Annotated in this window: 18 protein-coding genes, 1 tRNA gene and 1 pseudogene; 11 read left to right on the top strand and 9 right to left on the bottom strand. The window is 63.3% G+C overall.

Annotated elements, in window-relative coordinates; translation table 11 throughout:
• The first annotated feature begins 140 nt into the window (after positions 1–140).
• From rlmM to pdxB, 3 genes are all read left to right on the top strand, one after another.
• Complete coding sequence (gene rlmM / locus ACTORR_RS05680; protein WP_054883465.1) at positions 141–1,205, top strand: 23S rRNA (cytidine(2498)-2'-O)-methyltransferase RlmM; 1,065 nt, start codon at positions 141–143, stop codon at positions 1,203–1,205.
• A 1,090-nt stretch (positions 1,206–2,295) separates the two neighbouring features.
• A complete protein-coding gene (tusA, locus tag ACTORR_RS05675; protein ID WP_054883466.1) occupies positions 2,296–2,538 on the top strand; it encodes a sulfurtransferase TusA in 243 nt (80 codons plus the stop codon).
• A 60-nt stretch (positions 2,539–2,598) separates the two neighbouring features.
• On the top strand, positions 2,599–3,741 hold the full coding sequence (pdxB, locus tag ACTORR_RS05670; protein ID WP_054883467.1) for a 4-phosphoerythronate dehydrogenase PdxB: 1,143 nt from the start codon (positions 2,599–2,601) through the stop codon (positions 3,739–3,741).
• 56 nt (positions 3,742–3,797) lie between these two features.
• On the opposite strand, the gene ACTORR_RS05665 is transcribed toward pdxB, so the two are convergent.
• Complete coding sequence (locus tag ACTORR_RS05665) at positions 3,798–3,971, bottom strand: PA1571 family protein (protein WP_176506107.1); 174 nt, start codon at positions 3,969–3,971, stop codon at positions 3,798–3,800.
• Between the two features lie 203 nt (positions 3,972–4,174).
• Here ACTORR_RS05665 and ACTORR_RS05660 point away from each other — a divergent pair, with 203 nt between their 5' ends.
• From ACTORR_RS05660 to ACTORR_RS05650, 3 genes and pseudogenes are all read left to right on the top strand, one after another.
• The gene (locus tag ACTORR_RS05660; RefSeq protein ID WP_313365289.1) at positions 4,175–5,938 is read left to right on the top strand and encodes an ABC transporter transmembrane domain-containing protein; all 1,764 of its coding nucleotides are present in this window, start codon (positions 4,175–4,177) and stop codon (positions 5,936–5,938) included.
• A gap of 189 nt (positions 5,939–6,127) precedes the next feature.
• A pseudogene (locus tag ACTORR_RS05655) lies at positions 6,128–6,811 on the top strand (methyl-accepting chemotaxis protein); the annotation flags it as partial.
• 165 nt (positions 6,812–6,976) lie between these two features.
• Positions 6,977–7,744, top strand: a complete 768-nt coding sequence (locus tag ACTORR_RS05650) for a methyl-accepting chemotaxis protein (RefSeq protein ID WP_409521030.1) — start codon at positions 6,977–6,979, stop codon at positions 7,742–7,744.
• Between the two features lie 120 nt (positions 7,745–7,864).
• On the opposite strand, the gene ACTORR_RS05645 is transcribed toward ACTORR_RS05650, so the two are convergent.
• Positions 7,865–7,941: transfer RNA gene (locus ACTORR_RS05645), tRNA-Pro, on the bottom strand.
• A gap of 81 nt (positions 7,942–8,022) precedes the next feature.
• A complete protein-coding gene (locus ACTORR_RS05640; RefSeq protein WP_027596642.1) occupies positions 8,023–8,244 on the bottom strand; it encodes a YgdI/YgdR family lipoprotein in 222 nt (73 codons plus the stop codon).
• A 168-nt stretch (positions 8,245–8,412) separates the two neighbouring features.
• On the opposite strand from ACTORR_RS05640, the gene moaB reads away from it, so the two are divergent.
• Both moaB and ACTORR_RS05630 read left to right on the top strand, forming a co-directional pair.
• Positions 8,413–8,952, top strand: a complete 540-nt coding sequence (gene moaB / locus ACTORR_RS05635; protein ID WP_054883470.1) for a molybdenum cofactor biosynthesis protein B — start codon at positions 8,413–8,415, stop codon at positions 8,950–8,952.
• Entirely contained in the window at positions 8,936–10,162 is a 1,227-nt protein-coding gene (locus ACTORR_RS05630; RefSeq protein WP_054883471.1) for a molybdopterin molybdotransferase MoeA, read from the top strand. The genes moaB and ACTORR_RS05630 overlap by 17 nt, the downstream gene beginning before the upstream one ends.
• On the opposite strand, the gene ACTORR_RS05625 is transcribed toward ACTORR_RS05630, so the two are convergent.
• On the bottom strand, positions 10,151–11,398 hold the full coding sequence (locus ACTORR_RS05625; protein ID WP_313365287.1) for a glycosyltransferase family 4 protein: 1,248 nt from the start codon (positions 11,396–11,398) through the stop codon (positions 10,151–10,153). The two genes, ACTORR_RS05630 and ACTORR_RS05625, sit on opposite strands and share 12 nt — an antisense overlap.
• A 51-nt stretch (positions 11,399–11,449) precedes the next feature.
• Positions 11,450–12,904 (bottom strand): mannose-1-phosphate guanylyltransferase/mannose-6-phosphate isomerase, encoded by a 1,455-nt coding sequence (locus ACTORR_RS05620; RefSeq protein ID WP_099815574.1) that lies wholly within the window; start codon positions 12,902–12,904, stop codon positions 11,450–11,452.
• Positions 12,905–13,211: 307 nt separating this feature from the next.
• Here ACTORR_RS05620 and yegS point away from each other — a divergent pair, with 307 nt between their 5' ends.
• Positions 13,212–14,099 (top strand): lipid kinase YegS, encoded by an 888-nt coding sequence (yegS, locus tag ACTORR_RS05615; protein WP_054883474.1) that lies wholly within the window; start codon positions 13,212–13,214, stop codon positions 14,097–14,099.
• Here yegS and ACTORR_RS05610 read toward each other — a convergent pair.
• The 3 genes from ACTORR_RS05610 to ACTORR_RS05600 form a co-directional block, all read right to left on the bottom strand.
• Positions 14,083–14,742 carry a response regulator transcription factor gene (locus ACTORR_RS05610; protein WP_313365286.1) on the bottom strand — a complete coding sequence of 220 codons (660 nt, stop codon included), beginning with the start codon at positions 14,740–14,742 and terminating at the stop codon, positions 14,083–14,085. The genes yegS and ACTORR_RS05610 overlap by 17 nt on opposite strands.
• Positions 14,739–15,629 carry a sensor histidine kinase gene (locus ACTORR_RS05605; protein WP_313365285.1) on the bottom strand — a complete coding sequence of 297 codons (891 nt, stop codon included), beginning with the start codon at positions 15,627–15,629 and terminating at the stop codon, positions 14,739–14,741. The genes ACTORR_RS05610 and ACTORR_RS05605 overlap by 4 nt, the downstream gene beginning before the upstream one ends.
• Before the next feature lie 367 nt (positions 15,630–15,996).
• A complete protein-coding gene (locus tag ACTORR_RS05600) occupies positions 15,997–16,506 on the bottom strand; it encodes a hypothetical protein (protein WP_054883477.1) in 510 nt (169 codons plus the stop codon).
• Between the two features lie 349 nt (positions 16,507–16,855).
• Between ACTORR_RS05600 and ACTORR_RS05595 the strand changes: the two genes are divergently transcribed.
• Positions 16,856–17,791, top strand: coding sequence for a chemotaxis protein CheV (locus ACTORR_RS05595; protein ID WP_054883478.1), 936 nt, complete (start codon positions 16,856–16,858; stop codon positions 17,789–17,791).
• A gap of 56 nt (positions 17,792–17,847) precedes the next feature.
• Entirely contained in the window at positions 17,848–18,651 is an 804-nt protein-coding gene (locus ACTORR_RS05590) for an MOSC domain-containing protein (protein WP_313365640.1), read from the top strand.
• A gap of 121 nt (positions 18,652–18,772) precedes the next feature.
• On the opposite strand, the gene ACTORR_RS05585 is transcribed toward ACTORR_RS05590, so the two are convergent.
• Positions 18,773–20,701: a transglycosylase SLT domain-containing protein gene (locus tag ACTORR_RS05585; protein ID WP_054883480.1), complete on the bottom strand. Its 1,929-nt coding sequence runs from the start codon at positions 20,699–20,701 to the stop codon at positions 18,773–18,775.
• Between the last annotated feature and the right edge of the window lie 167 nt (positions 20,702–20,868).

The raw sequence follows: 20,868 nt of genomic DNA, 5'->3' as shown, positions 1-20,868 counted from the left end.
CAGGCTGAAGGGTCAGGTTAGCTCTGTTTGCTGCCCCTGACTCTTTTCTGGACCGGCGGGGCATGTCGCAGGTTCCGATCTTCCTTTATCATCGCCGCCCTGCCGGCGCCCGTGGTGCGTCAGCCGTAGTGGAGTGAGAGATGAATACCCTGTTCATGCATTGCCGGCCCGGTTTCGAGGGTGAGGTCTGCGCCGAGATCAGCGAACACGCCGCCCAGCTGGGTGTGGCCGGTTATGCCAAGGGCAAGCCGCAGAGCGCTTGTGCCGAGTTCGTCTGCGCCGAGGCCGAAGGTGCCGAACGCCTGATGGCACAGCTGCGCTTTGCGCAACTGATCTTCCCGCGCCAGTGGGCGCGAGGCACGTATATCGAGTTGCCGGAAACTGACCGCATCAGCGTGCTGCTGGCGCATCTGGCCGAGCTCCCGGTGTTCGGCAGCCTGTGGCTGGAGGTGCTGGACAGCAACGAAGGCAAGGAGCTGTCGACCTTCTGCCGCAAGTTCGAAGTACCGCTGCGCAAGGCCCTGGAAAAGGCCGGCCGCCTGGTCGACAACGCGAGCCTGCCGCGCCTGCTGCTGACTTTCATCAGCGGCCGCCGGGTTTTCGTTGGCGTGGCCGAGGCGAACAACAGCGCGCTGTGGCCGATGGGTATCCCGCGCCTGAAATTCCCGCGTGAGGCGCCCAGCCGTTCGACCCTCAAGCTGGAGGAGGCCTGGCACCAGTTCATCCCGCGCGAGAAGTGGGAACAGCGCCTGAATGACGATATGACCGGGGTCGACCTGGGTGCTTCGCCGGGTGGCTGGACTTACCAGCTGGTGCGCCGTGGCATGCTGGTGACCGCCATCGACAACGGGCCAATGGCTGAAAGCCTGATGGACACCGGGCTGGTACAACACTTGATGGCAGATGGTTTCACCTGGCAGCCGAAGCAGCCGGTGGACTGGATGGTCTGCGATATCGTCGAGAAGCCGGCGCGTACTACTTCGTTGATCGAGACCTGGCTGGGCGAGGGGTTGTGCCGTGAGGCGATCGTCAACCTGAAGTTGCCGATGAAGCAGCGTTATGCCGAGGTGCGCCGGTTGCTGGACCGTATGGAGGCAACGTTCAAGGCGCGCAAGGTCAAGGTGTCGATTGCCTGCAAGCAGCTGTATCACGACCGCGAGGAAGTGACGTGTCACCTGCGCAGGTTGGACCTCAAACCACGTTGACATCTGCCTTGCTCTTGCTCTTGCTCTTGCTCTTGCTCTTGCTCTTGCTCTTGCTCTGCTTTTGCTTTTGCTTTTGCTTTTGCTTTGGCTTCTAAGCGCGCGGTAGTTCAGGCGACGCAAATTGCGACTTCAGGAGGCCGAACGCAGGCGTCTGGAGGGCCAGGGTGCGCAGCACCCCTTCGGCGTAGCCGAAGGCGCGAGATGTAGACTTGCGTAGCAAGTCGTAGGCCGCGCGGGCCCGGAAGGCGCCGGAGTGAGGGGACCCCGGAGCGAAGCGCAGGGGCCGGATGATGGGAGCGAGGGGTTTTTGGTTACTTTTTGCCCCGTCAAAAAGTGACCCGCCGTAAGGGCGGAAGGGTGATTGTGCGTCGCCATCGCAAATGAATGTACTTGAGTGAAACAAAACCACCGCAGTCGAGCTTTTTCTTTTGGCTTTTGGCTTTTGGCTTTTGGCTTTTGGAGAAGTGGGGAAGTGTCAGATTTTTTGTGTGCGGGCCGGTAACGGGGGCCTTTGCATCAGGTCAACATTCATTTGCCAAGGTGGCGCTGAGTCACCTTTCCGCCCTTACGGCGGGTCACTTTTTGACTGGGCAAAAAGTAACCAAAAACCCCGGCTCCCATCATCCGGCCCCTGCGCTTCGCTCCGGGGTCCCCTCACTCCGGCGCCCTCCGGGCCCGCGCGGCCTACGACTTGCTGCGCAAGTCTACATCTCGCGCCTTCGGCTGCGCCGAAGGGGTGCTACGCACCCTGGCCCTCCAGACGCCTGCGTTCGGCCTCCTGAAGTCGCAATTTGCGTCGCCTGAACTACCGCGCGCTTAGAAGCAAAAGCAGAGCAAGAGCAAAAGCAGAGCAAGAGCAGAGCAAGAGCAAAAGCAGAGCAAGAGCAAAAGCAGAGCAAGAGCAAAAGCAGAGCAAGAGCAAGAGCAAGAGCAAGAGCAAGAGCAAGAGCAAGAGCAAGAGCAAGAGCAAGAGCAAGAGCAAGAGCAAGAGCAAGAGCAAGAGCAAGAGCAGTCAGAGGTGGGCCTCATGAATGGCTATTGGTCCTGGTGGCGCGATGCGCCACAATAGCGATCATTTGCGGAGCCCCCCATGACTGATTTCACCCCCGATGCCATCCTCGACGCCACCGGCCTCAACTGCCCGGAACCGGTGATGATGCTGCACCAGCACGTACGCAACCTGGCCGCCGGCGGCCTGCTCAAGGTCATCGCCACCGACCCGTCGACCCGCCGCGACATCCCCAAGTTCTGCAACTTCCTCGGCCACGAATTGCTCGGGCAGCAGGAAGAAGCCGGCACCTACCTGTACTGGATCCGCAAGAAAGCCGACTGACCCACGCTGGAACACACCTCGCGTAGCGCCTACACTGCGCTCCCCAGACAGGAGAGCGCCATGCTGATAGTTGCCGACGAGAATATCCCGCTGCTCGATGCCTTTTTCGCAGGCTTCGGCGAGATCCGCCGTTATCCCGGCCGCAGCCTCGACGCCGCCAGCGTCAGGGACGCCGATGTGCTGCTGGTGCGCTCGGTGACCAAGGTCGACCGGCAACTGCTCGAAGGCAGCAAGGTGCGCTTCGTCGGCACCTGCACCATTGGCACCGACCACCTGGACCTCGACTACTTCGCCGAAGCCGGTATTCACTGGAGCAGCGCGCCGGGCTGCAATGCCCGTGGCGTGGTCGATTACGTACTGGGTAGCCTGCTGACCCTGGCCGACCTGGACGGCGCGGTACTGGCGCAACGCACCTATGGGGTGGTCGGCGCCGGCGAAGTCGGTGGCCGCCTGGTGCGCGTGTTGCACGGCCTGGGCTGGAAGGTGCTGGTCTGCGACCCGCTGCGCCAGGCCACCGAGGGCGGCGATTTCGTCAGCCTCGCGACCATCCTCGAGCAGTGCGACGTGATCAGCCTGCACACCCCGCTGCAGCGCGGCGGTGAGTATCCAACCTGGCACCTGCTCGGTGCAGCCCAGCTGGCGCAGCTGCGCCCCGGTGCCTGGCTGATCAACGCCAGCCGCGGGCCGGTGGTGGACAACGCAGCGCTGCGCGAGCTGCTGCTGGATCGCGAAGACGTGCACGCAGTGCTCGATGTCTGGGAAGGCGAGCCGCAGGTCGACCTGCAACTGGCAGACCTGTGCACCCTGGCCACGCCACATATTGCCGGTTATAGCCTGGATGGCCGCCAGCGTGGCACGGCGCAGATCTATCAGGCCTTGTGCCGCCACCTGGGCGAGGCCGAACAGGTCCAGCTGGCCGACCTGCTGCCGCCTGCGCCGTTGGCGCAAATCGAGCTGGACGGCACCGCAGAGCCTGCCTGGGCCTTGGCGACGCTGTGCCGGGCGGTATATGACCCGCGACGTGACGATGCCGATTTCCGTCGCAGCCTGAGTGACGATGTGGCCGAGCAGCGTGCGGCGTTCGACCAGCTGCGCAAGCAGTATCCACCGCGCCGGGAGATCGAAGGGCTGGCGGTGCGCGTGCGGGGCGAAGCGCCGCAGCTGGCGCAGATGGTCAATGCCCTGGGGGGCGTGCTGGCCTGAGCACGGCCAACACATAAAAAACCCGGCATCAAGCCGGGTTTCAAAAAGTCCGCACTTCAGCCGTGGTGAAGTTTTTTCACGCGGCTGTCTTCCAGGTCCTTGCAGGCCTGCTGGATCATCTGCTCGGTGATCTCGATCTCGCGGCCCTGGGCGTCGATGATCGAACCACAGGCCTTGGGTTGTGGCTTGTTCTGCGGTTTCACAGTGTCGCTGCCATGTTGCAAGCTCATTGAATATCTCCTCATCAGGTTCAGGCCCAGGTTAAACCTGCGCCGTGACTGGCCTGTTACAAAAGTTATCGTGTGCACCAAGGCCTGCACAGTCCAGCAGAAAGCGCAGCAAAGCTCCAGAGGCCCGTTAGAACGATGGGCTATAGGCACTGCCTGGGTGGATGAGTGGTAGTCTTCATATTCCTGCTTTCCTGGTTCATGTCATGCCCGATTCGGCTTCCTTTCGCCAACGCCGTGCCCTGCGCCTGGCCTGGCAGTTCATGCATCCTTACCGTCGCCAGGCGCTGTTGGCATTGCTGGCGCTGATCGTCACCGCTGGCATCACCCTGTCCATGGGCCAGGGTATCCGCCTGCTGGTCGACCAGGGTTTCATGACCCGTTCAGCACACCAGTTGAACCAGACCATCGGCCTGTTCATGGTGCTGGTGCTGGCCCTGGCGACTGGCACGTTCAGCCGCTTCTATCTGGTGTCGTGGATTGGCGAGCGCTGCGTTGCCGACATCCGCCGCGCGGTCTTCGACCACCTGGTGGGTTTGCATCCGGGCTTTTTCGAAGACAACCGCAGCGCTGAGATCCAGTCGCGGCTGACTGCCGACACGACCTTGTTGCAGTCGGTGATCGGCTCCTCGCTGTCAATGTTCCTGCGCAATGCACTGATGGTGATCGGTGGCGTGGTGCTGCTGTTCATCACCAACCCCAAGCTCACCAGCATCGTGGTGGTGGCATTGCCGCTGGTGCTGGCACCGATCCTGTTGTTTGGCCGACGGGTGCGCAGCCTGTCGCGGCAGAGCCAGGACCGGGTGGCCGATGTAGGCAGCTATGTGGCGGAGACCCTGGGGCAGATCAAGACCGTGCAGGCATACAACCACCAGGTGCGCGACCGTGAAATGTTCGCCGGTACGGTGGAGGCTGCATTTGCCGTGGCCCGGCAACGTATTGCCCAGCGTGCCTGGCTGATCACGCTGGTGATCGTGCTGGTGTTGGGGGCGGTGGGCGTGATGCTGTGGGTGGGCGGCATGGATGTGATCGCCGGGCGCATTTCTGCAGGCGAGTTGGCGGCGTTCGTGTTCTATAGCCTGATTGTCGGCAGCGCCGTTGGCACGCTCAGTGAAGTGATCGGCGAGCTGCAGCGCGCCGCTGGGGCCGCCGAGCGCATCGCCGAGCTGCTGGCGGCGAATAGCACGATCCTGGCCCCAGAGGCCCCCGTGATGCTGGCACAGCAGCGCGCCAGTGGACGCATCGAACTGCAGCACGTGACCTTTGCCTATCCCTCGCGACCCTCGGTGGCTGCCATCGACCAGCTCAGCCTGACCATCGAACCCGGCCAGACCTTGGCGCTGGTGGGGCCGTCGGGGGCGGGTAAGTCGACATTGTTCGACCTGCTTTTGCGCTTCTACGACCCACAGCAGGGGCGCATCGTGCTCGACGGCCAACCCATCACGGCGCTGGCCCCGGACGACCTGCGCCGCCAGTTCGCCCTGGTGGCGCAGAACCCGTCGCTGTTCCGCGGCACGGTCGAGGCCAACATCCGCTACGGCCGGCCCGAGGCGACAGTGGCCGAGGTCGAGGCGGCGGCCCATGGCGCCCACGCCGACGAGTTCATCCGGCAACTGCCGCAGGGTTACCAGACGCCGCTGGGCGAGGGCGGCATTGGCCTTTCCGGTGGCCAGAAGCAACGCCTGGCAATCGCCCGGGCGCTGCTGGTGGATGCGCCGATCCTGCTGCTCGACGAAGCCACCAGCGCCCTAGATGCGCAAAGCGAACACTTGATCCAGCAGGCCTTGCCGCGCCTGATGGCCGGGCGTACCACGCTGGTCATCGCCCATCGCCTGGCCACGGTGCAGCACGCCGACCGCATCGCGGTGATCGACAAGGGGCGTGTGGTCGCGGTCGGCACCCATCGGCAGCTGATCGAGGAAAGCCCGTTGTACGCTCGCCTGGCCGAGTTGCAGTTCACCACGGGCTAAGCGTCGTGTAGCTGTAACATTTCTGTAGCAATTGCTTGAGAGTATGGATCGCAACTGTTGCGTAAGTGCTCGACCTGGCTGCTATCGATTGATGGCAGCTTTTTTTTGGCCTGCGAAAGAGGACAAGGATGTCTGTCGCGGCGCTGCAACGGCGCGCCGTTCCCTTATTCCTTGTTCCCGAGATCCGCGATGTTGCGTAAATCACTTCGAGTGCAAATTCTTACCCTGCTGGGCAGCAGCCTGGCGGCGATGCTGCTGATCGCCCTGGTGTGCTTCCAGTTCCTGTCCTCCAGCGTGCGTGGCTATGGTGAACTGGTGGACGGGCCGCTGCGGGCTTCGCAATTGATCGATGAAGCCAACCTGCAGTTCAAGATCCAGGTGCAGGAGTGGAAGAACGTGCTGCTGCGCGGCCGCCAACCTGCCGAGCTGGACAAGTACTGGCAGCAGTTCCAGGCCCGTGAGCAGCAGGTTCAGCAATTGCTCGGGCAACTGATCGACGGCAGCGAGGAAGAGCTCAAGGCACCGCTGCAACAGCTGCGTGATAGCCATCGCCAGCTTGGCCAGGCCTACGCACAAGGGCGTCAGGCCTTTCTGGCGGCCGGGGGGGACCCGGTAGCCGGTGACCAGGCGGTTAAGGGGGTCGACCGGGCGGCCAGTGAGCAGATGAGCGCGCTGGTCGAGCAGTTGCGCGCCGAGGCCCGTGACCGCGCCTCCCAGATCAACGCCAGTGCCGAACGCACCGTGTGGCTGGGTGTGTTGGTAATGCTGGGGTCGGCCTTACTGGTCGGCCTGCTCAGCCTGTGGCTGCTCAACCGCAGCCTGATCGAGCCGATCCGCCAACTGATCGAATACGTGGCGCAACTCAGCCAGGGGCACTTCGCCGCCCGCGTCGACAGCCGTCGCGAAGACGAACTGGGCCGCTTGGCGCGTGCTGCCAATACCCTGCGCGACTTCCTCGCCGACACCGTTGGCCGCCTCAAGGACAATGCCCAGGAACTGGAGGGCGCCAGTGGCCAGCTGCGCACCATTGCCGGTGACATGGCCCGTGGCACCCACGACCAGTTCCAACGCACCGACCAAGTGGCCACGGCCATGCACGAGATGTCTGCCACCGCCCAGGAAGTGGCGCGCCACGCAGCGGATGCTGCACGGGCCGCCGACGAGGCCGACCACAGCGCCCAGGCCGGCGAGCAGGTGATGCAGCAGACCATCGACACCATTGGCGTGGTCAATCGCGAGATCGCCGGTACCGCCGCAGTGATCCGCAATCTTGAGAACGACAGCTCACGCATCGGCAAAGTGCTTGAGGTGATCCGTGGCATCGCCGAGCAGACCAACTTGCTGGCGCTCAATGCCGCCATCGAGGCGGCCCGCGCGGGTGAGGCCGGGCGTGGCTTTGCCGTGGTCGCCGACGAGGTGCGCAGCCTGGCCCAGCGTACTGCGGCGTCGATCGCCGAAATTCACCAGATCATCGAAGCCGTGCAGTCGGGTGCGGTGGAGGCGGCCAAGGCTATCGAAAGTGGCCAGCAGCGTAGCGAGGAGGGTGCCGAACAGGTGCAGCAGGCCGGGCAGATGCTGCAGCGCATCACCCTGGCGGTGGAGGCGATCCGCGACATGAACCGGCAGATCGCCACGGCGGCCGAGGAGCAGACCAGCGTGGCCGAGGATATCTCGCGCAACCTGATCGAAATCACCCGGATTGCCACCGCCAACCAAGAGGCCGTGCAACATACCGAGCAGGCGGGGCAACGCCTGCATGGTTTGTCGGGGCAGCTGGGCGAGGTCACTTCGCGTCTGACCGCCTGATGGTTGCCGAGGGGACGAAGCGCCCCCCAGCGGCAACCCGCCCTGTGCCGGTGCAGGCGGAACAGGCGCGTTCAACGCGCAACAAAAAGCCCGCGCGAGGCGGGCTGTTTGTTGAGGATCTGGTCGGAGAGACAGGATTCGAACCTGCGGCCTTCTCGTCCCGAACGAGACGCGCTACCTGGCTGCGCTACACTCCGATGAGCAAAATCCTACTGCATAGCATTTTCGGGTGCAAGCCCTTGTAGTTTAAAGGGCTTATGCCCAAAACAGCGCGTGGATCAGAGCTCCTTGACGGTACGGATCTGGTCCTTGTTCAGGCGCGTGCGCTTGCCGTCGAGCTGTTCGAATTCGTAGAAACCGGAGTCCTCGTCAAAGGAAGGGGTATCCACTGCCTGGATTTCACGGCCGTCGTTCAGAGTGATCACGGTCGGCGATGCACAGCCGGCGAGGGCGCCAAGGCCCAGGGCGAGCAAGAAGGCGGGAAGGGTCCGTTGAATCATCGTGTTTCTCCAGTGCGATGGTGCAAGATGACTTTATGACGCAGGGCGTCCACGCAAGTTCCTTTTACATTCCATCATAGCGACAAGCCAGGGTTATTGACCTGTGCCTGCTTGCACGGCCGCCTGTGTTATAACTGCGCGCATCATCTTCCCCTGCGACGGACACTCATGAAAGCCAAGGCAGATACCCCCTTCGTGGCGCTGAACATTGCCGTGCTGACGGTCAGCGACACCCGCACTTTCGAAACCGACACCTCCGGGCAAACCTTCGTCGAGCGCCTTACTGCCGCGGGCCACAACCTGGCCGCGCGCGTGCTGCTCAAGGATGACCTGTACAAGATCCGCGCCCAGGTCGCCACCTGGATCGCCGACGATAGCGTACAGGTGGTGCTGATTACCGGTGGTACCGGCTTTACCGGCCGTGACAGTACACCGGAAGCTGTTACCTGCCTGCTGGACAAGCAGGTTGAAGGTTTTGGCGAGTTGTTCCGGCAGATTTCCGTGGCCGATATCGGCACCTCCACCATTCAGTCGCGCGCCCTGGCTGGCCTGGCCAACGGCACCCTGGTTTGCTGCCTGCCGGGTTCGACCAATGCCGTACGCACCGGTTGGGACGGCATCCTCGCCGAACAGCTGGATGCCCGCCATCGTCCGTGCAATTTCGTCGCCCACCTGAAACAGGCAGCGGCCTGTGACAGCCGTGGCTGAGGCACCCGCTACCCGGCCACTGATGCCGGTGGAGCAAGCCTTGGAGCGCCTGCTGGCGCTGGCCGAGGCTGCGCCAATCACGCAAACCGAACGCGTCTCGCTGGCCGAAGCCGAAGGCCGCGTGCTGGCCACCGAGCTAGTGGCCACGCTCGACCTGCCGCCGTGGCCGAACAGCGCCATGGACGGCTACGCCTTGCGCCTGGCCGACCTGCAGGGCGAGCCTTTGCCGGTTAGCCAGCGGATTTTCGCCGGGCACGCGCCTGAGCCTCTGCAGCCCGGTACCTGTGCACGGATCTTCACCGGTGCACCGATGCCGGCGGGTGCCGACTGCGTCGAAATGCAGGAAAATACCGAGGTGCTGGAAGATGGCCGGGTGCGCTTCCTCGAAGCGCTGACGCTTGACCAGAACGTTCGCCCGCAGGGCCAGGAAACCCGCAAGGGCGAGCAGGTGATGGCCGCCGGCACACGGCTCGGGCCGATAGAACTGGGCCTGGCGGCGACCCTGGGTCATGCCGAGCTGCCGGTGGTGCGACGGGTGCGGGTGGCGGTTCTGTCCACTGGCGATGAACTGGTCGAGCCCGGCCTGCCGCTGGGCCCGGGGCAGATCTACAACAGCAACCGGCGCCTGCTGGTCAGCTGGCTGCAGCGGCTGGGCTGCGAAGTGCGCGACATGGGCATTGTTCCCGATAACCTGGAACGTACCCGCGAGTGCCTGGGTGCCCTGGGCGATGTCGACCTGATCCTCTCCACGGGCGGTGTCTCCGTGGGCGAGGCCGACTACCTCGGTGCCGCACTGCGCGAAGCGGGGGAACTGGCCCTGTGGAAGCTGGCGATCAAGCCTGGCAAGCCGCTGACATTCGGCCATTACCGCGGTGTGCCGGTACTCGGCCTGCCCGGTAACCCGGCGTCGACCCTGGTCACCTTTGGCCTGTTGACCCGGCCCTATCTGCTGCGCCGCCAGGGTGTGGCTGATGTCACACCGCTGCGCTTCGATGTACCGGCCGGGTTCGAATGGACCAAGGCCGGCACGCGCCGCGAGTACTTGCGTGCGCGCATCGACCAAGGCCAGGTGCGTATCTACAAGAACCAGAGCTCCGGCGTGCTGCGCAGTGCGGCCTGGGCAGAGGGCTTGGTGGAGGTGCGTGAAGGCAGCACGCCGAAACCTGGCGATAGCGTGCCGTTCATCCCGCTGAGCGAACTACTCGGTTGAGCGACCCAGCCAGGCGCCAGCGCCTTGGGAGGCGCCGGCCGTTGCTGCCTGGGTTAGGCGCATGTGCACCGTTTCCAGTTGCTGGGCGGCCACGCTCCAGTCGTGGCGATTGCGGGCGAACTGTCGGCCGGCCTCGCTCAATTGGCACATGCGCCACGGCTGGTTGAGCAATTGCGTGACCAGCAGCGCCAACTGGTCGCCGTCGTCACTGCCCAGGTAATGTTCGCCGTTGTTGGCGGCCAGCCCTGAGACGCCTTTGCCGGTGCTGATCACCGGCAGCCCGGCGGCCATGGCTTCGAGGATCTTCACCTTGGAGCCCCCGGCATAGCGCAAGGGCGCGAAGAACAGCGCGGAGCGGCGTTGCAATTCGCGCAGGTCCGGGCGATAGCCGACCCATTCGATACGTGGATCGTTCCAGCGCAGTTTCCAGCTTGCCGGCAGCGCATGCCCGGCGATGGCCAGGCGTACCGCCGGATTGCTCATCCACACTTGGGGCAGGATTTCTTCCAGGGCCCATTCGACCGCCTCCACGTTGGCGGCGTACTCGAAGTTGCCAACGAACAGCAAGCGCTGGCTATGCAGGGCCGGGTGGACGTTCTGGTAATAGTCGCAATCGACGCCGTTGACCACCACCTTTACCGGGCGGCCGCTGACCTGGCTGATCAACTCGGCATCATGCGGACTCACCGCCACCACCTCGGTGGGTTGGCGCAGCACGCGCTGCTCCCAGCGCCGGTAGCGCCAACGGTCGAAGGCGTTGAGCGGGCGCAGCCACAGCGGCAGGCGGTCGTGGCAGGCGGCGCCGGTGACTGATTCCAGATTGTGCTCGCAGAGCATGTAGGGCAGCTCGCGTGCCTGCAGTGCTTTTTCGAAAGGCTGGAAACTGTAGCTGTGCTCGATCTGGATAACGTCCCAGGGTTCGTCCAGCAACTGCTCGAACTGGCGCCGCAAGCCTGGCGACAGGCCATTGATGATGGCCCGCATCGGGTAGTCGATGATCGGCGAGGCGAGCAGATTGAGCGGGCTGTGCAAGGGGCGCCGGGGCAGCACGATCAGGCGTTCGAGCAGGGGTTCCAGGGCTTCGCGGGCGGCATCGCACAAAGGGATTTTCGACTGCACCAGCAAGGTGATCCGGTTGCCCTGCTGCGCCAGCGCGCGCAGCAGGTGATATTGCCGGGTCTTGCTGCCACTGGTGGTGGGCCAGGGCAGGTAAGGCAGAGTCCAGAGAATGCGCATGAAGCGGAAACCTCACTGAAGGCTGCGGACAAAAAACGCGCCCGCCAGCCTTCAGCCGATGGCTGCCGCCGGGACGCGTCCGTAAATATCAGTAAAGCGCACGATGTCGTCTTCGCCCAGATACTCGCCGCTCTGGACTTCGATCATCACCAGGTCGATGACGCCGGGGTTGGTCAGGCGGTGGGTGCGGCCTGGCTTGATGAAGGTCGACTCGTTGGTGTCGAGCAGAAACTCTTCTTCGCCGTTGGTCACGCAGGCCATGCCGCTGACGATGATCCAGTGCTCGCTGCGATGATGGTGCATCTGCAGCGACAGCGATTCGCCCGGGCGCACCATGATCCGCTTGATCTTGAAGCGCGGGCCTTCCTCGAGCACGGTGTACATGCCCCAGGGGCGAATGACGGTGCGGTGCAGGCGGTAGGCCTCATGGCCTTGGTGCTTGAGCTGCTGGGCAATCACCTTGACCTCCTGGCTGCGCGCTGCGTCGGCGATCAGCAGGGCGTCGGGGGTGTCGATGACGATGAGGTTATCCACGCCGACCGCGCCGACCAGGCGCTTTGGCGAGTCGATGTAGCAGTTGGTCACATCGTGCAGCACGGCTTCACCATTGCAGTGGTTGCCGTCGTCGTCGGTGTGGCGCAGCTCGCGCACTGCTTCCCAGCTGCCGATATCGCTCCAGCCCAGTTCGCAAGGCACCACGGCAACCTTGTCGGAGCGCTCCATCAAGGCGTAGTCGATGGAAATGTCCTCGGCCAGGGCGAAGCTGTTCGGGTCCAGTTCCACCTGCAGTGCCTTGTCGCCCTCCTTGGTCGCGCTCTGTTCCAGGCAGCAGGTCACGCAGGCCAGCAGTTCCGGGGCATGCGCCTGCAATTCGGCGAGCACGGTGCCCGCACGCAGACAGAACATGCCGGCATTCCACAAGTGGCGGCCGCCTTCGAGGTATTCGCGGGCGGTGAGGGCATCGGGCTTCTCCACGAAGCAGGTGACCTGATGCGCATGCTGGCCGATCGCCTCGCCTTGCTCGATGTAACCAAAGCCGGTTTCGGCGCGGCTGGGCAGCAGGCCGAAGGTGGCCAGCCAGCCATCGTCAGCCAATAGCCGGGCGTGTTCGACGGCGTTGGCGAAGGCCTCGGCATCCTGGATCAGATGGTCGGCGGGCAACACCAGCAGCACGCTGTCATGGCCATGGTGCCTGGCACAATGCAGCGCGGCTGCAGCGATGGCGGGAGCAGTGTTGCGGCCGTTAGTTTCCAGCAGGTAATCGAGGGCGAGCTTGCCGGTGTTGACCTGGCGGTATTCGTCCTGGGTGCGGAAGAACACTTCGCGGTTGGTCACCGTCAGTATTCTTTCGACGCCCGGTAACGCCGCAGCGCGGGAAAAGGTCTTCTGCAGCAGGCTCTGGCCATCGGGCAGACGCATGAAGGGTTTGGGCATGGCTTCGCGCGAAACCGGCCACAGGCGGGTGCCGGCACCGCCGGCGATGATGCAGGGGATCAGAACGCTCATTTCACGGCCTCGACTCTCGGCGCTGATTACAGCGCAGTGAAGGGAAACGTTGCGACCTGTCACGGTTTTGGCGGAAAAGTCAAAAAACCGACTTTTCACTACAGCTTCGTCCATGAAGGCCAAATATTTGTCGATAATGCGCCGGATGGAAAAAGCTTTCAATGATATTTATGTGAATCTGGTCGATTTTTGTTCGACCACGCGCCAAGTCAATCCCCGATGTAGAGCTGTTTTACCGGCGGCATGCAGTATTTGGGCAGACTTTGTGGTCGAGATCTGGACTGAACCAACCCCATGGAGACGCGTGATGCCACAGCGCAAGGCAATCTTGATCCTGCATGGCAAGCAGGCCATGAACGAAGCGGTGCGCCACGCCGTGAGCGCCATGCGCGAACGTGGCTGGACGCTGGATGTGCGGGTGACCTGGGAAGGTGGCGATGCCCAGCGGCTGGTAGGCGAAGCGCTGGCGGCCGGGTACAGCCATGTGATCGCTGGCGGGGGGGACGGCACCTTGCGCGACGTCGCCGAAGCCATGGGCCGGGCACGCAGCGAAGCCAGCCTGGCGTTGCTGCCGCTGGGAACGGCCAATGACTTCGCCAGGGCTGCCGGCATTTCCCTTGAGCCAACCGAGGCCTTGGCGCTGCTGGAACTGCCGCCACGGCCGATCGACTTGGGCCAAGTGGGCGACCAGTTGTTCCTGAACATGGCCACGGGCGGTTTCGGCAGTCAGGTTACCGCCAATACTTCTGAAGACCTGAAGAAAATGCTCGGCGCTGCGGCCTACCTGTTTACCGGGCTGTCACGCTTCAGTGAGCTGCAGGCCGCCTCGGTCGAGCTGTCAGGGCCGGGCTTCGACTGGCAGGGCGACCTGCTGGCGCTGGGGATCGGCAATGGTCGCCAGGCCGGTGGCGGACAAGTGTTGTGCCCGGACGCGCAAGTCGATGATGGCCTGCTCGATATCGCCATCCTGCCAGCGCCCCAGGAAATGGTAGGCGCCCTTCGTGATTTGCTGGCGGGTGAAGGCTTGTTCGTGCGGGCACGTTTGCCTTGGGTCGAGATTACCTGTTCGCAGGGGCTGGACATCAACCTCGATGGCGAGCCGCTGCAGGCCGACAGCCTGCGCTTTGCGGCGTTGCCAGGGGCGCTGCGCCTGCACTTGCCGTTGAATTCACCGCTGATCAGTCATCCAGGCTGATGATTTTTTCGCGCACGGCGAACAGCACCAGGCCGGCCACGTCGTAGATCTGCAGGCGCTTCATGATCTGCGAACGGTGAGTTTCCACGGTCTTGATCGACAGGCCCAGGCCGGCGGCGATTTCACGGGTGGACTTGCCGCGCACGATCAGGCGCAGGATCTCCAGTTGCCTTGCGGTGAGGTTGTGGCGATCAAGGCCGGGTTGCTTGCCGTGTTGCGCGCGCATCAATGCCTGGTTGATCACCGTATGGGCGATGGCCGGGCTGAGGTAGCGCTCGCCATTGCGCAGCGCGGCCAAGGCCTGCTCCAGTTCGATCGCCGTGGCATCCTTGAGCAGGTAACCGTGGGCGCCACTTTCCAGCGCGCGCATGATCAGGTCCGGATCGGTGTGCATGGACAGGATCAGCACCTTGCAGGGGTTACCCGTGGCGCGCAGTTGGGTGAGGGCATCGAGGCCGCTGGTCGAACGCATGGAGATGTCCAGCAGGACGATGTCGGGTGCCAGGTGCCGAACCTGCTCGAGCAACTGGTCGCCGTCATCGGCTTCGCCGGCCACGGTGTAGCCAGGGATGTCGGATACCAGGGCACGAACCCCGGCACGGATCAGCGAGTGGTCGTCCACCAGCAGCAATCTACAGGTCATGTTGAAGCGGTAGTCCTGGCGCGTTCATGAATACGGGGTGGCCACGGGAACAGCACGTCGATCGTCGTGCCCAGGCCGAGCTGGCTGGTGATCGCCAGGCTGCCGTTGAGGGCGGTGGCGCGTTCCTGCATGCCGGCCATGCCGCGCTGGCCGGCCTCGGCCGGATTGGCAGCCGGGATGAAGCCCTGGCCGTCATCCTGGATCGATAGGGCAAGCCCTGCTGCGCTGCGCTGCAGGCGGATGGTCAAGTTGCGAGCCCGGGCATGGCGCAGCATGTTGGTGACCGCCTCCTGGGTGATGCGAAACGCCGCCATGGCGACTTCTTCGGAAATACCGCCCAGGCGTTGATGGCATTCCAGGCTCCAGTGCACGTCGCTGTTTGCCAAGGTGCGTACCAGGTGGGCCCGCAGGCTGGCCTCGAGACCAAGGCTGGCCAGTTGCCGTGGGTTGAGCAGGGCGGAAACGTCGCGCACTTTGCTCAAGGTGTCTTCAAGGGTGCTGCGCAAGTCGTCACAGTGTGTCTGCAAGTCGCTCGGTACACGGCGTTGCAACCAATCCAGCTGCATCTTGGCGGCGGTCAGCAATTGCCCGATGTCGTCGTGAAGTTCGCGGCTCAGGTGCTGGCGCTCTGTCTCCTGGACTTGGAGCATGCGCCCGGCCAGCTCCGCCGGGCGCAGGCTGATCGACTTGGCACCGTGGCTCAGGTGCCAGCAGAGGCCAAGCGTGGCCACCAGTTGCAGCAGCAACAGGCTGGCCGGCATGCCTTGCCCGCCAGCATACAGAGCCAGGTTGGCAAGCAGGGACACCACGCACAGCATTGCCGTCACCCAGCGCAGCAAGGTGGTGCGTGAACGGCAGCGCAGAGATATCTTCAAGCGTGGGGACATAGAGTTGAGAAGCCACTGAAGTCTTGCTGATGGGGGCTGTGCACACCTCTTGGCAGAGGCTTTGGCGCTGTGCTTGCAACAAGTGGCGAGCGCGACCCGATGCGAAACATGGGGAGCCGGCCAGCATTTGTGTGCGCGCATCTTACCACTTCGGTTCAATTTGGTCGCGCTGGGCAATGCTTTGAAACCTAAGCATTTCCGGGCTCGGGAGGGGGGCTGGGCAGGCAAATTGAGTGTCAAAATGCCACCTCCCGATCTTGTGATGACCGCTTCACGTTCAACTAGCAACAGACCGCGAAAGTGCGCCCGGCTGAACGTGTGAAAAACCCCTCGAGTCATGCGTCATTGGGTGAGTTGTACCCGCCGGCTAGTGGCGCTGTGCGGCTCCGCTGGCTGATGGCCTGCCGGGCACGGCGGAGCGCGGATGCAAGCAGTTACTGGCGTTTTCGTTGCAAGACGCACACGTTTGCGGCAACGGCTGATTCAGGGCGACTGCCAGTTCGCTCAGCAGCGTTACCTGCTCACAGCAATCGAGAGCGAGCCTGCCGGTGCGCACATCGAGCAGTTCGAGTTGCCAGGCCAGCAAGGTCAGGCAGGCATTCAGCGCTGGCAAAACGGTCTGATCCAGGCACCGCTGCTTGCAGGCCGGGGCGAGCAGTCGGTGCAGCACGCTGGCATAGTGGGCGACTTCAAGCAGGCCCAGGGCGCTGGCGCGTCGGGCCAGGGTCTGGAGGGTGCTGTTCAGGCATTGGCAGGCGTCCGGGTCGTTGCTGATCAGTTCCAGATGCTGCAGGCATTCCTGGGACTGGGTCAGCAAGACCTGGGCATCCAGCAGGAAGTCCTGCAGGGTGTCGAAGTTGGAGACGCTGCTGTCCATCAAGTCACTCCGGCGCGTTGGGCTGGAGCAGGGGATGGCCACGCCATATCGATCGCTAGCAAAAGCCTGACTCCATTCATGCAGTGAGAATGGCGTCACATTAATGGCTAAAGGATATCGCGAACATCAGGTTGCGCCTGATTGCGCCTAGGGGATTCCCTGATGGCACCTAGGGTGCGACAGGTTGCGCTGAAATGGATCCAGGCGGGTCATGCCGCAGTAAAGCATGATGCTAATCTGATATCAATCGCCCGGCAGGGCATTTTTTCGCCGGGGTCAAGATACGCAGAATAGCGCCGATACAGGACGGATCATTTCTATTTTTCGACATAACCCTGGGGGTTTTCCAATGGCTGGCATTCTCGACACGGTAGACCAACGCACGCAGCTGGTGGGTGAGAACCGTCTGGAAATCCTGATGTTCCGCCTTGCCGGTCGCCAGTTGTTCGCAATCAACGTGTTCAAGGTGCAGGAAGTACTGCAACTGCCAAAGCTGACCCTGATGCCGCAGCGCCACGCCTTCGTCTGTGGGGTGGTCAACCTGCGTGGGCAGACCCTGCCGGTGATCGACCTGTCCCAGGCGATCGGCATGCGCCCGCTGCAGCCGGGGCCGGACAGCACCATCATCGTCACCGAGTACAACCGCTCGGTGCAGGCGTTCCTGGTGGGTGGCGTCGATCGCATCGTCAACATGAATTGGGAATCCATCATGCCGCCGCCTTCGAGTGCCGGGCGCCAGCACTACCTGACCGCCATCACCAAAGTGGATGACAAGCTGGTCGAAGTGATCGATGTGGAGAAGGTGCTCGCCGAGATCGTGCCTTATAACGCCCGGGTCTCCGGCGACAAACTGGCCGACCCGGTGCTGGCGCGCGCGCGTGGCCGTGAAGTGCTGCTGGTGGACGACTCCAGCGTGGCACTGGCGCAACTGCGCGATACCCTGTCGCAACTCGGGGTGAAGCTGCACGTTGCCAGTGATGGCCTTAAAGCCTTGCGCCTGCTCAAGGGTTGGGCCGATGCGGGGGAGGACGTCTGCGAGAAGCTGTTGATGGTCTTCACCGATGCGGAAATGCCGGAGATGGACGGCTACCGGCTGACCACCGAAATTCGTGGCGATGCGCGCCTGCGCAAGCTCTACGTGGTGCTGCACACTTCTTTATCGGGCAGTTTCAACGAGTCGATGGTGAAAAAGGTCGGTTGTGACAATTTCCTCTCCAAGTTCCAGCCTGATCGCCTGGTCGATGTGGTCAAGCAGCGCCTGCTGCTGGATGCCGGCAACGCGTGATCCCACGGTCAGCCAGGTATAAGCTTGGCTTTTGACAAGGCATGAGGCGGGCAGGGATGTTTCTCAGTGAGTTGTATCGATACCCGGTGAAGTCGGGGCAGGCGCAATGTTTGCGAGCTTCACCGGTGGGGCTTCTAGGCTTGCAGGGCGACCGACGCTGGATGGTGGTCGAGGAAGAGAACGGACGCTTCCTCACTCAGCGTGCCTGGCCCCAACTGGGCCAGCTGAAGGCCAGCGCGGGCGAGGCTGGCGAATTGCTGCTCGAACTGCCTGGGCAGGCGCCGTTGCCAGTGGCGGTACCCGCCGCTGACGATGGGCTGCGCGGTGTGACCATCTGGCGCGATACCTTGCGTGTGCCGGACGCCGGCGACGAGGCGGCTGCCTGGCTGTCGCAGTGGCTTGGCAAGGCGGTGCGCCTGGTGCATTGCCCGGAGCAGCGGGCGCGCTACCTGCCCAATGGTTACGGCCTGAACAGCGACCGTGCGGCGTTCCCTGATGGCTTTCCGTTGCTGCTGATCGGGCAGGGCTCGCTGGATGACCTGAGCCGGCGGATTGGCCGGCCCATGGAAATGCTGCGTTTTCGGCCAAACCTGGTGGTGCAGGGGGCTGAGCCGTTCGCCGAGGATGGTTGGAAGCGGATCCGCATTGGCGAGCTGGAGTTTCGAGTGCTCAAACCGAGCGTCCGGTGCATCTTCACTACCCTCGACCCGGCGACCGGGGAGCGCAGTGCTGACCGTGAGCCGTTGACGACCCTGAAGACTTTCCGTGAGAAGGAAGGCGACATCCTGTTCGGGCAGAACCTGGCCATGGATGGCAGTGGCTGGCTTGAAGTGGGGATGGAAGTCGAAGTGCTCGAATAACCTGTACCGGCCTCTTCGCGGCTAAAGGCGCTCCCACAGGTATTGCACTGATTCTGCAAGCTGTGGGATCCCTGTGGTAGCGGCTTTAGCCGCGAAGAGGCCGGTACAGGCTTAGCTGGAACTACATGTCATCGAAATACCGCTCATGCCAGTCCACCAGCGGCTGTGGCACATTGAGCTTTTGCCCGTAGATCACCGAATACGACAGCACGTTCTGCACATACTGGCGGGTTTCATCGAACGGGATCGACTCCACCCACACGTCGAAGCTCAGGTGCTTGGCGCCCTTGAGCCACTGTCGCACACGCCCGGGGCCTGCGTTGTAGGCCGCCGACGCCAGCACCCGGTTGCCGTTGAACTGGCCATGCACCTGGCTCAGGTAGGCCGCACCGACCTGAATGTTCTTTTCCGGGTTGAACATCTGCTGCGGCGAGGCCAGCGGGATGCTGAACTTGCGTGCGGTTTCCTTGGCGGTGGCCGGCATCACCTGCATCAGGCCGCTGGCGCCGACGCTGGAGCGGGCATCCTCCATGAAGGCGCTTTCCTGGCGGGTGATGGCGAACACCCAGCTCGAATGCAGCCCACGCACCTTGGCTTCACGTACCAGGGTGTCGCGATAGGCCATGGGGAAGCGGACATCCAGGTCGTCCCAGTACTGCGCCTGGCTGATGGTGCGGATGGCCGGGAAGTACCAACGCATGTCGTAGGCCAGGCGAGCCTGGGCGACCATCTCATCGCGGTTGAAGTGACGGCTGACGTGGTACCACTCGCGGCGGCCTTCGACCACCTGGCCACGCGCGTGGAACTCCAGGGCACGCTGGATGCCGGGGGTATTGCGCACCTTGTTGACCAGTTGCGGGCTCAACAGCAGCGGCCTGTTGTTCAACTGGTAAGGCGTTTTGGCCCGGTCAGCCGCGAGGAAACCGTAGAAGTCACGCTCGCGTGCCACGTTCTTGTACAGCAATGGAACCTGCGGGTTGTTCGGCTGGGCCAGCTCCAGGGTGCGGGCCTGCCAGTATTTCCAGCGGTTGCTGCTGGCCAGGTCCTGTGGCAGACGCCGGGTCAGCTCGTAGGCGTCTTGCCAACGGCCGAGGCGCAGCAACAGGCGCAGGCGCCATTCACTGACCGTGTTGTCGCGCAGTTCAGGGTCGTAGCGGGTCATCAGGTCCAGCGCGCGCGGGTCGTAGCGGCGTGCCAGGGTCAGGCCGATCTCGCGGGCGATGGCGACCTTCTCGTCACGCGAGAAATGCATGCGTTGGGCGTACTCGTCGAGCAGCGCCATGGCCCGTTCAGGGTCTTGCCGGGCCAGGCGGCGCAGGCCGAGGCTGACCACGTCGGACATGGCCTCGGTGGCCGGCGTGAAGCGCGACGGCTGGTTGAGCAGTTCCGGCTTCTGGGCAACGTCGATCAGCAGCCGGCCCTGAGGCCCGAGCGTGGTCAGGCCTTGCACCATGTTGTTGGCCAGTGCGTAGTTGCGCGCCTGGGCTGCAAGCTTGGCGCGGTTCCAGCGCTTGGCCTCGGTCAGCTGGCCTTCAGCGGCCCACATGCCGAACAGGGTGTCACAGGCAGCCGGTTGCGTCTTGCCGACGTTCCACAATTTTTCCGCACTGGCGAAGCCTTCGGCGCGCTGGCCGTGGCTCAACTGATACTGGCCGTTGAGGCAGTCCAGCTCGGTGAAGTTGAGCTTGGGGTCGTAGTACTTGACGAAGGTGTTCCACTCGCCGCGTTCGGCCAGCCAGCGCAGCCAGCGCAGTTTCATCCAGTTGGCCTGGGGCAGGTCGCCGTGCTTGGCCAGGAAACCTTCGATTTCCTCGTTGCTGGCAGTCTTCAGGCGCGCAGTCAGTTCGTCATACGCCAGGTACGGCGTGAGCGGGTAGTCGCGCAGCTGTGGGGCGTAACGCAGGTAAGGGCCCTTGTCACCCTTGGCCAGCGCACGCTTGGCCTCGTCGTAATACTGGCGTTGCAGAGAAAGGTCGATGGCCTGCGCCGCACTGGCGGTGGCGGCAGTGAGCAGCAGGCAGGAAGCAATCTGTAACAGGCGGCTGCGCATGATACGTCCGGGCAGTTGAACCATGGGGAAGTGACGGCGAAGCCAGCACTGTTGAAATCTGATTGCCTTAGCTTAGCCGTTTGCCGGCGGCGGGTGATAGCGCTGTGCTTGTAACCGGGCATTAACACTGACCGGGTGTCGCCAAGCCTCGGTACGGAAGTGTACTT

Source organism: Pseudomonas sp. SAR267 (assembly GCF_052077595.1).
Lineage (GTDB): Bacteria > Pseudomonadota > Gammaproteobacteria > Pseudomonadales > Pseudomonadaceae > Aquipseudomonas > Aquipseudomonas vlassakiae.
This window is presented reverse-complemented; position numbering and strand designations above follow the sequence as displayed.